Consider the following 11,474-nt stretch of genomic DNA (forward strand, 5'->3'; position numbering starts at 1 on the left):
GGAGATGAGCATGCGTCAGGTCCGCCGCTGGCATTTCAACAAGCGCCCGAAGCAGGACATCGAGCCGGACACGCTGGTGCTGCGCGAGGAGCCGCTCGCGGCACTGAAGGACGGCGAGTTCCTGGTGCGCTCGGTCTACCTGTCGATGGATGCGACCAATCGTCTGTGGCTCGGTGATCTCGACTTGTACATGGCGCCGGTGTCGCTCGGCGCGCCGATGATCGGCTTTCTCGCGGGCGAGATCATCGAATCGCGCCATCCGGATTTCCCGGTCGGCAGCCTCGCCGCCGGCCTCAAGCCGTGGGCCGACTTCGTCGTCAGCGACGGCAGCGACATGCAGCTCATGCCGAACATTCCCGGTCTCAAGATGGCCGATGCCTTCGGCATTCTCGCCGTCGCCGGTCCGACCGCCCTGGTTGGCCTGATGGAAATCGGCCGGCCGAAACCGGGCGACACCGTGGTCGTCACCGCCGCGGCCGGCGCGGTCGGCATGCTGGTCGGCCAGATCGCGAAGATTCATGGCTGCCGCGCGATCGGCATCGCCGGCGGTGCCGAGAAGTGCCGCTGGCTGACCGAGGAGTTCGGCTACGACGCAGCGATCGATTACAAATCCGAGAACGTCGTCGAGCGTCTCCGGCAACTGGCGCCCGACGGCATCGACGTCCATTTCGAGAACGTCGGCGGCGAGATGCTCGATGCCGGCCTGACGGTGATGAAGGACTTCGGTTCGGTCGTGATCTGCGGCCTGATCTCCACCTACAACAGCGCCGAACCGGTGCCCGGTCCGCGCATGTTCCGCAACCTGATCATGCGTCGCCTGCGCGTCGAGGGCTTCGTGATCCTCGATTACGCGGCGCGCTATCCGGAATTCCAGGCCAAGCTGGCGCAGTGGATGCTGGAAGGTCGCCTGCACTATCGCCTGCACGTCGTCGACGGGCTCGACAACGCGGTTGACGCCCTGAAGCTGCTCTACAGCGGCGGCAACCAAGGCAAGGTGATGGTGCGCATCGGCGCCGAGCCCTAGGGGCTATCGAGACCATGGCACGCGCATCGGAGGCCCGACGCCCGGCAGTCCAGGCTGATGCACAGCCGGCCGAGTCGACGGTGCCGGCGGCGAATGCGCAAATCCATCGGCGGCGCCTGCTCGATCAACTCGCGGTCTCGCCGCGGCCGCGCCTGATTGCCGTGCAGGGACCGGCCGGCTACGGCAAGACCGTACTGCTGCGCCAGTACTGCGAACGGCGTGCCGCCGCCGGCGACAAGGTGGCCTGGGTGCGCATGGATGCACACTCGGCCGACCCCGCCGAATTCCTGAGACTGCTGTGCGAGGCGGCCGTCAGCCTGCTGCGGCCGCGCGTGACGCGCGCGCGTGACGAGAACGGCTCGCGTCCGTCGACCATCCAGGATTTCGTGCGCGCGCTGCGCCATGCCGGCGGGCCGGTGGTGATCGTCGTCGACAACTTCGAGGTCGCGGCGAGCGTCGAGATCGGCGGGGTGCTCGCGCAGGCCGTTCGCGCGCTGCCCGACGGCGCGCAACTCTGCGTCGGTACGCGCGCGTTGCCGGGCTCGATGCTGACTCGTCTGCAGATCGACGACGGCACCCTGATGATCAGCGACGGCGATCTGTGCTTTCGTGCCGCCGAGACGATGGAGTTCTTCAGCGAATTCCGCGATCTGCGCCCGGAGGACATCGCCGAGATCCACGATCGCACGAACGGCTGGCCGGCGGCGCTGCAGGGCTTCCGCCTGTGCCTGCGCCGCGGCGGCCGTTACCGTGCGACCGCGTTCGCCGGCAAGGGCATGACGCCGGAGCTGATCGATTTTCTCGCCGCGGAAATGTTCGGGGCGCTGGAGCCGGCGATGCAGGAACTGCTGCTGCAGCTTGGCGTGCCGGACAAGCTCAGCGCCGGCCTCGTCGAGCACCTGACGGGCACCGCCGACGGCACGGCGCGCCTTGCCGAAGTCGAGCGTGCCGGCCTGTTTCTCAGTCGCACCGATCTCGACGGCACCTGGTTCCGCTTCCACAACCTGTTCCGGCAGTTCCTCGTCGCACGCGCCGCAACACTGATGGCGCCGGACGAATTGCGTCGCCGGCACCGCAGCGTCGCGCAGTGGTACGCCGAACACGGCTATCGCGAGGATGCGATCCAGCATGCCCTGCATGCCGGCGATCTCGAGCAGGCCGCGGCGCTGATGCTGGCGGTCATCGATCGGCTCGTCGCACAGGAGCGACTCGGTCTGATCGAGCGCTACGTCGAGCAGTTGCCGACCGAGACGCTGCTGCGGCACGAGGCGCTGGTCAACGCCGCGATCATCGCCTACGGCTTTCGTCGCGCCTTCGACAAGGCCGATGCGCTGATCGACCTGCATCGCCGGCAGCTCGATCGCGACGGTGCCGGTGCTGCGGCGATCGGCGTGCACAACGTCAGCCGCCTGTTCGTGCTCGCTGCCCAGGACCGCATCGAGGAGCTGGGCGAGACCGCCGTCGAATGCGCCGCGCAGCTTGCCGAGCGGCGCGGCTTCAAGTACGCGGTGACGTTCAATTCGCGGGCGATGCTGATGGTCGGACGCGCGGAATACGAGGACGCACGCGGCCTGCTGCTGCAGGCGCGACCGCTGCACGACGAGGACGGCAGTCTGTTCGGGCAGGCGTACCAGGAAGCGATCTACAGCATGAGCCTGTCGGCGCAGGGACGGATCGACGACGCCGTGCGCGGACTCGCAACCGCGCTCAAGCGCACCGAGGAGCAGGCGTACGGCAGCATCAGCGCCGGCGCGGTAATTGCCGCCTACCAAGCGAGCGGCTGCTACGAGCAGAACCGCATCGCCGATGCCGAAATGCTGATCCGCGACTATGCGCAGCTGGCCGAGCAGCAGACCATCGTCGATGCCGTCGCGACCATGCTGCTGACGTCGGCGCGCATCGCGCACGGGCAGGGACGGCGCGCCGAGGCCGAGGAGACCGTCGAGCGTGTGCTCTATCTGGGCTACAAGTACGCGCTGACGCGCCTGATCATCTACGCACGCGCCGAGCTCGCAAGGCAGGCGACGTTCGACGGCGAACTCGAGCACGCCGCCAAGTGGCTGAGCGAGCTGCCGCCCGAATGGACGGATACGCCAGGCGAAATGCTGATGTTCCACGCCGGTGAAGCCGAAGCCTGCACGATCACCTATGCGCGCTATCTGATCCACGCCGGCCGGCATGCGCACGCGGCGCGCCTGCTCGTCAGCGAAATCCGTCGCGCGCGGCTGCGGCACCGCCGTCGTCGCGAGCTCAAGCTGCACATCCTGCTGGCGATCGCGCAGCAGGAGGCCGGCGATGCCAATCTCGCCGGCCGCAGCATGCTCGATGCGCTGGAGATCGGCGCTGCCGGCGGCTTCGTGCGCAGCTTCCTCGACGAGCGTCAGATGTTGCTCGGCCTGCTCAAGTCGCTGCGTGCCTCGCTCGCGCAGCTGCCGCGCGTCGCAGGCCCGGACCCTGCCGTCCTGCATCTGGATCGCCTGCTGCGTGAAGCCGGCGAGACCGGCACCGCGGGCGAGGGGCAGCCGGCCGACCCCGATCTGGCCGAGCTGATCGCCAGCCTCAGCGAAAAGGAGCGCCGCCTGCTGCGCTTCCTCGCCAACGGCCTGAGCAACAAGGATTTGTCCGATCGTCTGTCGGTGTCGACCAACACCGTCAAATGGCATCTGCGCAACATCTTCGAGAAGTTGCAGATCAAGAATCGCGTGCAGGCGATCGCTCTGGCCCGCCGCTTCGGACTGATCGACTGAAGTCCGGTCGAAAAATCGCACACCCGCCATCCATAGGAGTGGGCCGTTGGCCCGTCGCAAGCCCTAGCCTGAGCCTCACAAGTTCCGGACACACACGGAACGTCAGGCTCTGGAGGAGTGATGGGCAAGCTGATCAATGTCGATAACGGCGGCACGCTGACGGACATCTGCGTGATCGACGGCGCCACGGTGTATCGCACCAAGACGCTGACCACGCCCCACGATCTGTCGCGCTGCCTGCTCGACGGGCTGCGCAAGGCCTCGCGCGCGGTCTACGGCGAGGAGGATCTGGTCGCGCTGCTCGCGTCCACCGACCACCTTCGCTATTCGACGACGCAGGGCACCAACGCCCTGGTCGAGCGCAAGGGGCCGCGGCTGGGGCTGCTGCTGACCGGTAGCCTGGACATCACGTCATTGCGTGCGGCGCCGGCCGCCGGCGAGCTGTTCGATGTCATCGTCGGCAGCCGCGTCCGGCAACTGGATGCCGCGCTGACCGGCGAGGCGCTGGAGCTGGCCATCGTGCAGGCGGTCAATGCACTCGGTTCGGCCGGCGCCAATCGCCTGGTCGTCGCCGGCGGCGGATCGGCTCGCGCGGGAACCGAAGCGCTGATCAAGCGCATCCTGCTGCGCCGCTTCCCGCAACACCTGCTGGGTGCGATGCCGATCCTGTACTCGCAGGAAGTCGTCGAGGACGCCGACGACGTGCGGCGCACCTGGACGGCGCTGTTCAATGCCTTCCTGCACCCGGCCATGGAGCGCTTCCTGTACAGCGCCGAACATCAGTTGCGCGAGCACAAGGCGGGCAAGCCGCTGCTGATCTTCCGCAACGACGGACACTCCGCGCGCGTTGCCAAGACCATCGCGCTGAAAACGTACAGCTCGGGACCGCGCGGCGGCATGGAGGGCGCGCGCTCGATTGCCGCGCACTACGGCTATTCGCACCTGCTGTCGATGGACGTCGGCGGCACGACGACCGACATCGGCGAGGTGCGCGACGGTGTCGTTCGCGCGCATGCGCGCGGCCGGGTGGAGGACATCGAGGTGTCGTTCCCGCTGTGCGACGTCGCCAGCGTCGGCGTCGGCGGCAGCTCGATCATCCGCGTCGCCGACGGCGGGATCGTGGTCGGCCCGCACAGTGTCGGCAGCGCACCCGGTCCGGCGTGCTTCGGACTCGGCGGCGTCGAGGCGACGATCACCGACGCCTTTCTCGTGCAGGGCCTGCTCGATCCGGCGTCGTTCTTCGGCGGCGACCTGCATCTCGACATCGAGCGCGCAAGGGCGGTGATCGACGAGAAGATCGCCGCGCCGCTGGGCTGCAGTGTCGAACAGGCGGCTGCCGCGATGGAGCAGGCCTGGGTCGCCAAGGTCGCCAACAGCCTGAAGCAGTTCACGCGCATCGACGACGACACGGTGCTCGCTGCGTTCGGCGGCGGCGGACCGTTCGTGGTCTGCAAGGTGGCCGAAGCCGCCGGCATCCGTCGCGTGCTGATCCCCGGCCTGGCCGCGGTGTTCTCTGCCTTCGGCCTCGGCTTCTCCGATATCGCGCACCGCTACGAGGCGCCGCTGGCGTCCAGGGACAGCGCCGGGCTGCGGAAGGTGCTCGACGAACTGACCGAGCAGGCGCGGCGCGGCATGTTTGCCGAGGGCTTCGCACTCGAGGACTGCGAGATCGAACGGACCCTGCAGATCGCCAGTGCGGCAGGCGAGCAGCAGCGCAGCCTGAGCCGCGACGAACTGCCGGCCGATCTGCCCGATGACGCGATGCTGTCGGTCTCGCTGCAGGTCTGCCGGCGTATCGCGCAGCCGCAGTTGAGCGGTCGCTTTGCGCAGACCGCTGCGGTGCCGGCCGGCAGCGACGCGCAACGCAGCGTGCGGTTCGGCGGCGAGCCGCGCGCCGTGCCGCTGTATCGCGCCGAGTCCCTCGGCGCCGGCGCCGTGGCCGACGGCCCGGCGGTGCTCGAAGAGAGCTTCTTCACCTGCCGCATCGATCCGGGCTGGCGCCTGGAAATCAATGCCGCCCACGACATTCTGCTGACGCGCGCCTGAGCGCCGTCGTCCCACCGGGAATCTCCAATGAAAGTACTGGTCACCGAAAACCTGCGCATCGACCTCGATCGCGAAACCTGGGAATGCCGCCACTGCCAGGCGGAACTGGTTTCGGCGCGCGACAACTACAAGCGCGGCCTGCTGGTCTACGACCGCGATCCGCGCGAGATCCACAAACCGCTGCTCGATCCCGCGAAGTACGCGCGCACCTATTCGCCGGATCCGCAGTGGTGCCGGATTCTCGAGTACTACTGCCCGAAATGCGGAGCGATGATCGAAACCGAATACCTGCCGCCGGGCCATCCGCCGGTGCGTGACATCGAATTCGACATCGATGCGCTGAAGCTGCAGTGGCAGGATCGCGAGGAAGTGCGGGAAGTGCCGGTCGGCGAGGAACCGCCGCGGCCGCGCGGCCACAGCCATGCCGGCCACCGGCACTGAGGGCGCCGCCATGAAACGCGTTTCCGTTGATATCGGCGGCACCTTCACCGACTGCTTCGTCGCCTGGGACGAGCGCTGCATCGAGAGCAAGGCGCTGACCACCCACCAGAACCTCGCGCTCGGCTTCAACGATGCGCTGCGCAATGCCTGCCAGGAACTGGGGCTGGACGAGCGCGAGCTGCTGTCGCAGGTCGACTCGGTGCGCTATGCCACCACGCTCGGCACCAACGCGCTGATCCAGCGCAAGGGCCCGCGTCTCGGTCTGCTGACGACGGCCGGCTTTCGCGCTTCGGTACCGCTGTCGCGTGCCAAGGGCTATGGCGTCGGCCTGCCGCACAAGCAGCAGATGGACGTGCCGAACGCACAGCGTCCGGATCCCATCGTGCCGATCCCGATGATTCTCGAAGTGCGCGAGCGCGTCGACTATTCCGGCGACGTGGTGATGAAGCTGGACGAGGAGGACCTGCGCGACAAGCTGCGCCAGCTGGTCGACAAGGGCGCCGAGGCGGTCGTCGTCGTGCTCGCCAACAGCGTCGTCAATCCGGTGCACGAGCTGCGCATCCGCGAGCTGTTCCTCGACGAGTACCCGGGGCACATGCTCGGCGCGATCCCGATGCTGCTGTCGCATCAGGTCGCCGGTCGCAAGGGCGAATACGTGCGTGCGATGTCGACGATCATGGACGGCTTCCTGCACCAGGTGATGTACCACGGCCTCGGCACGCTGGAACTGAACCTGCGCAACGCCGGCTACGACAAGCCGATGCTGGTCAATCACAACTCCGGCGGCATGGCGCAGCTCAATTCCACCGATGCGCTGCAGACGGTGCACAGTGGACCGGTGTCGGGCATCGCCGCGAGCGAGCATCTCGCTCTGCAGACCGAGCTCGGCAACATCGTCGCCACCGACATGGGCGGCACCAGCTTCGATATCGGCATCGTCGTCGAGGGCGGTGTCAAGCACTACGACTTCAATCCGGTGATCGAGCGCTGGATGGTCAGCGTGCCGATGATCCACCTGGTCACGCTCGGTGCCGGCGGCGGTTCGATCTGCGCCTACGACCGCATGTTCCGTACCGTGCAGGTCGGACCGGACAGCGCCGGCTCCGATCCCGGCCCGGCCAGCTACGATCGCGGCGGCCTGAAGCCGACCGTGACCGACGCCGATCTCGTGCTCGGCTATCTAGACCCGGCCAACTACGCCGGCGGCCGCATCAAGCTCAATCCGCGGCGTGCGAAGCAGGCGATCGAGAATGAGCTCTGCGACGAACTCGACCTGTCGCCGGTCGAAGTCGCCAAGCTGATCAAGGCGACGGTCGATGCCAACATGGCCAACGGCATCGCCCGCGAGCTGCGCACACGCGGCTACGAGCCGGAGAACTTCACGACGCTGGCCTACGGCGGCAACGGTCCGCTGCACGCCTGTGGCATCGCCCGCGCGCTTGGCGTGAAGCGCATCCTCGCGCCGCCGTTCGCCTCGGTGTTCTCGGCGGTCGGTGCCGGCAACATGAACCAGCTGCACATCCACGAGATGAGCACGTGGACGACGCTGTTCGACGCCAACCAGCGCAGCTTCTTCAGCGACTACGCGCGATTCAACGGTATCGTCGAGGAGCTGGAGCAGCGCGGTCGCGATGATCTGCTGCGCCAGGGCTTTACCGCCGAACAGATCCAGTACCGGCTCGAACTCGACATGCGCTACGGCAACCAGCGCGTCGAGACAGCGGTGGTCACCGACCTCAACCGTGTGACGACGCCGGAGCATGTGCTCAAGCTGATCGACCAGTTCCACACGCGCTATGGCGAGCGCTTCGGCAAGGGCAGCCAGACGCCGGAAGCGGGCGTGCGCATCAACACGATCCGCGTCTGCTCGTTCGTCGAACACCCGGGCATCAGCTTCACCGGCATCCGCCCGAGCGGCAAGCCGCTGCCGCCGCCACCGCCGATCGCGCAGCGCGACTGCCATTTCGTCGGACACGACGGTGCGCTGGCGACGTCGATCTACGGCGAGGATGCCCTGACCCCCGGTACGCAGATCGACGGTCCGGCGATCGTCGTCACGCGTGCCACCACTTACCTGATCGAGCCCGGCTGGCGTTACCAGGCGGCGCAGCAGAACGCGGTCTGGTTCACTCAGATCGACGCCTGAGAGGAGAGTCCACATGAATGATCTGAACATCAGCGCAGACCAGCAGGCGATGCTGGACCGCTTCCTGACGCAGAACAAGCTGTTCTTCGCGCCGGACCCGGCGATCATGGAAAACCACCGCATCGAGGCGCGCAGTCCGCTTGAGGAACAGTTGCTGTCGCAGTCGGTCGACCGCCACAAGATCAACGAGGTGCGTGGTCTGGTCGTCGCGGCGCTCGACGAGAGCAACACCATGATCGAGCAGATGGGCGCCGCGCCCGGTGCCAAGTGGGGCGACATGACCACCGCGATCTTCACCGCCAGCGGCGACCTGTCGATGATCGCGCCGCACGGCGTCGGCGGCTTCGCGGCGGCGGTGTTCTATCCGATCAAGTTCATCCTCAAGTACTGGGTCGACGAGCCGACCGTCGGCGTCAAGGAAGGCGACGGCTTCATTCACAACGACGCGCGCTACGGCGGCATCCACAACACCGACCAGTCGATGATGATGCCGGTGTTCTGGAAGGGAAAGATCGTCTGCTGGCTGTCGGCGACGATCCATGAAGGCGAGAACGGCTCCTGCGAACCCGGCGGCATGCCGGCGGCCGCCGAGAGCAAGTTCGACGAAGGCCTGAAGATGCCGCCGTTCCGCGTCGTCGAGAACTTCGAGCTGAAGCGCGACATCGTCACCTTCCTGCAGAACTCGGTACGCGACCCGAAGCTGCAGCTTGAGGACATGAAGGTGCGCCTGCATTCGGTGCTGCGCCTGCGCGAGCGTGTGCTCAAGGTGCTGGAAGAACACGGCGAGGAAGCGCTGATCAGCACCCTGCGCCTGCATATCGAGGACGTGGTCGAGGAAGTGCATCGCCGCATCCGCGAGCTGCCGGACGGCACGACGCGGACCGTGTCGTTCGCCGACTCCACACTGCGCGAAAACGCCCTGCTCAAGCTCAACATGGCGATCACAGTGAAGGGTGACCGCATGACGGTGGACATGCGCGGCTCGTCGCCGGAACTGCTGAACCGCTCGATCAATGCCTGCCAGGCTTCGTTCAAGACCATGCTGTTCACCGGCTTCATGCAGAACATCTGGCCGGATCTGCCGTTCACGATGGCGGTGTTCACGCCGTTCGACTTCATCTTCGACGAAAAGTCGCTGATCAACGGCTCCTTCGACACACCGCAGGCGATGAGCCTGATCCCGCTGTTCAAGACCATGACCATCGCCTGCATCCCGATGGCCAAGTTCAACTACATGCTGCCGGTGCGCTACACGGCGATGGTCGCGCCGCAGTACGACCAGCCGGCGACCCTGATCTACGGCGGCCTGACCCAGCACACCGAATACGTCGGCAACTTCTGCGCCGACATCAACGGCATGGGGCAGGGCGGTCGCAGCCATCGCGATGGCGAGCATTCGGTGTCGCCACCGTTCGCCGCGCACTGCGATCTCGGCGAGATCGAACTGATGGAGGAAGACCTGCCGATCGTCCGTCTCGGCGCGTTCACGTTGGCCAAGGACCGGGTCGGCTTCGGCAAGCAGCGCAGCGGCCTCGGCTACGAACAGATCCACACCTACCGCAATTCCGGACTGTGGGGCTTCATGACCGGTTGCTCAGGTTCGCTGTTCTCGTCGGCGCAACCGCTGTTCGGCGGCTATGCCTCGCCGACCTATCCGCTGTGCAAGGTCAAGGGCACCAACGTCTTCGAGTTCCTGAAGGAACAGCCGGACGGCCTGCCGCTGGACATCGTCGAGATCATGAACACGCAGCCGATTCCCGGCGCGCAGTACTCGACGCACGACATGGGCATGACCTTCGAGCTGGCGGCGCCCGGTGAGCTGTACATGATGTGCCAAGGCGCCGGCGGCGGATACGGCGACGTGCTGCAGCGTGATCCCGATCTCGTGATCGAGGACATCGAGAACGACCTGATCTCGCACGCCACGGCGCGCGACATCTACCGCATCGTCTTCGACTCCGACACCCTGGTCATCGACCGCGAAGGCACCGAGCGCCTGCGTGCCGACGAGCGCAAGGCGCGGATTGCGCGCGGCAAGCCCTACGATGCCTTCGTCGCCGAGTGGCAGACCGAGGAGCCGCCGGCGCACCTGCCGTTCTTCGGCTGCTGGGACGACACGAGCCAGGTCTACGGCGTGATGATGGGGCAGCGCATGAAGATGGACGGCGACAAGCTCGCCAGCATGTTCATGCTCAATCCCAAGGACGTGCAGATCGCGGCGCTGCAGGCGGAGGTGGCGTCGCTGCGCGCAGCGGCGGGCGGCTGAGCCGGCTGCGATCCGCCTGCAACCGAAATCGCCGCTGGCACGTAAGGCGCAAAGACCGGACACTGCGCAGGCAGGGTTGCGGTCATCCGCACAACCGGCGAGGAGAACGACGGCGATGAATCGGGCAAGGGCATGGATGGCGGTGATCGTGACGCTGGCGCTCGCGCCGCCGCTGTGGGCGGCACAGCCCAGCGACGGCTACTGCGCGGATGCGGTGGACTTCGCGATGCGCACGGCCGAGCGCCGCGACGCGGGCAAAAGCCAGGCGTCGATCGAGACCTCGATCCGCCAGAGCCCCGAGGTCTTCAAGCAGCAGTACCCGGATCTCGAGCCGGCCGACATGCAGGCGCTGGTCCTGCAGGTGTTCCGCAATCGCTGGTCGCGTTTCGGCGCCGCACGCGAGACGGCGCGCAGCTGCGCCAGGCGTCTGGGCACGGCCTTGCCGCCGGGTGTCGCGCCGCCGGCCGCACCGGTCATTGCCGACCCGCAGGCCCGCACGTGAAGCGCGCGGCGAGGTGCGGTGCGGTGCTGCTGATGGCGGCGCCGATGCTGTGTGCCGCGCACAGCGACGACTGGTGCGCCGATGCCGTCGATTTCGCGATGGGGGCCGCCCAGAATCTCGAACTCGGCTACCCGCTGCAGATCATCGTCGGCTCGATCGATCGTGATCCGAGCTATTACCAGCGCATGTTCGAGCAGCTCAGTCCGGACGATCTCAAGCAGATCACGACGACGGTCTACGAACACCGCTGGAGTCGCTTCGAAGCCGCGCAGGGCATGACCGAGACCTGCGTGCCGGACTGA

At 66.9% G+C, this 11,474-nt stretch carries 8 protein-coding genes; all 8 read left to right on the plus strand.

Annotated features, from left to right (window positions below; all coding sequences use genetic code 11):
* Window positions 1-10 precede the first annotated feature (10 nt).
* The gene (locus G7Y85_RS06920) at window positions 11-1,024 is read left to right on the plus strand and encodes an NADP-dependent oxidoreductase (RefSeq protein WP_166253949.1); all 1,014 of its coding nucleotides are present in this window, start codon (window positions 11-13) and stop codon (window positions 1,022-1,024) included.
* Window positions 1,025-1,038: 14 nt separating this feature from the next.
* The gene (locus G7Y85_RS06925) at window positions 1,039-3,771 is read left to right on the plus strand and encodes a winged helix-turn-helix domain-containing protein (RefSeq protein WP_166253952.1); all 2,733 of its coding nucleotides are present in this window, start codon (window positions 1,039-1,041) and stop codon (window positions 3,769-3,771) included.
* A 120-nt stretch (window positions 3,772-3,891) separates the two neighbouring features.
* On the plus strand, window positions 3,892-5,817 hold the full coding sequence (locus G7Y85_RS06930) for a hydantoinase/oxoprolinase family protein (protein ID WP_166253955.1): 1,926 nt from the start codon (window positions 3,892-3,894) through the stop codon (window positions 5,815-5,817).
* Between the two features lie 27 nt (window positions 5,818-5,844).
* Entirely contained in the window at window positions 5,845-6,258 is a 414-nt protein-coding gene (locus G7Y85_RS06935; RefSeq protein WP_166253958.1) for an acetone carboxylase subunit gamma, read from the plus strand.
* Between the two features lie 10 nt (window positions 6,259-6,268).
* Window positions 6,269-8,404 carry a hydantoinase/oxoprolinase family protein gene (locus tag G7Y85_RS06940; protein WP_166253961.1) on the plus strand — a complete coding sequence of 712 codons (2,136 nt, stop codon included), beginning with the start codon at window positions 6,269-6,271 and terminating at the stop codon, window positions 8,402-8,404.
* Between the two features lie 13 nt (window positions 8,405-8,417).
* Window positions 8,418-10,670 carry a hydantoinase B/oxoprolinase family protein gene (locus G7Y85_RS06945; RefSeq protein ID WP_166253964.1) on the plus strand — a complete coding sequence of 751 codons (2,253 nt, stop codon included), beginning with the start codon at window positions 8,418-8,420 and terminating at the stop codon, window positions 10,668-10,670.
* Window positions 10,671-10,785: 115 nt separating this feature from the next.
* Window positions 10,786-11,172, plus strand: a complete 387-nt coding sequence (locus G7Y85_RS06950) for a hypothetical protein (protein ID WP_166253967.1) — start codon at window positions 10,786-10,788, stop codon at window positions 11,170-11,172.
* Window positions 11,169-11,474, plus strand: a complete 306-nt coding sequence (locus G7Y85_RS06955; protein WP_166253970.1) for a hypothetical protein — start codon at window positions 11,169-11,171, stop codon at window positions 11,472-11,474. Before G7Y85_RS06950 ends, G7Y85_RS06955 begins: the two co-directional genes overlap by 4 nt.

The organism is Solimonas terrae, assembly GCF_011067135.1.
In the GTDB taxonomy this organism is placed as follows: domain Bacteria; phylum Pseudomonadota; class Gammaproteobacteria; order Nevskiales; family Nevskiaceae; genus Solimonas; species Solimonas terrae.

Coding starts and splice junctions, on each gene's coding strand:
- G7Y85_RS06940 (WP_166253961.1), top strand. CDS start 6,269: ATGAAACGCGTTTCCGTTGATATCGGCGGCACCTTCACCGACTGCTTC.
- G7Y85_RS06920 (WP_166253949.1), top strand. CDS start 11: ATGCGTCAGGTCCGCCGCTGGCATTTCAACAAGCGCCCGAAGCAGGAC.
- G7Y85_RS06950 (WP_166253967.1), top strand. CDS start 10,786: ATGAATCGGGCAAGGGCATGGATGGCGGTGATCGTGACGCTGGCGCTC.
- G7Y85_RS06925 (WP_166253952.1), top strand. CDS start 1,039: ATGGCACGCGCATCGGAGGCCCGACGCCCGGCAGTCCAGGCTGATGCA.
- G7Y85_RS06930 (WP_166253955.1), top strand. CDS start 3,892: ATGGGCAAGCTGATCAATGTCGATAACGGCGGCACGCTGACGGACATC.
- G7Y85_RS06935 (WP_166253958.1), top strand. CDS start 5,845: ATGAAAGTACTGGTCACCGAAAACCTGCGCATCGACCTCGATCGCGAA.
- G7Y85_RS06945 (WP_166253964.1), top strand. CDS start 8,418: ATGAATGATCTGAACATCAGCGCAGACCAGCAGGCGATGCTGGACCGC.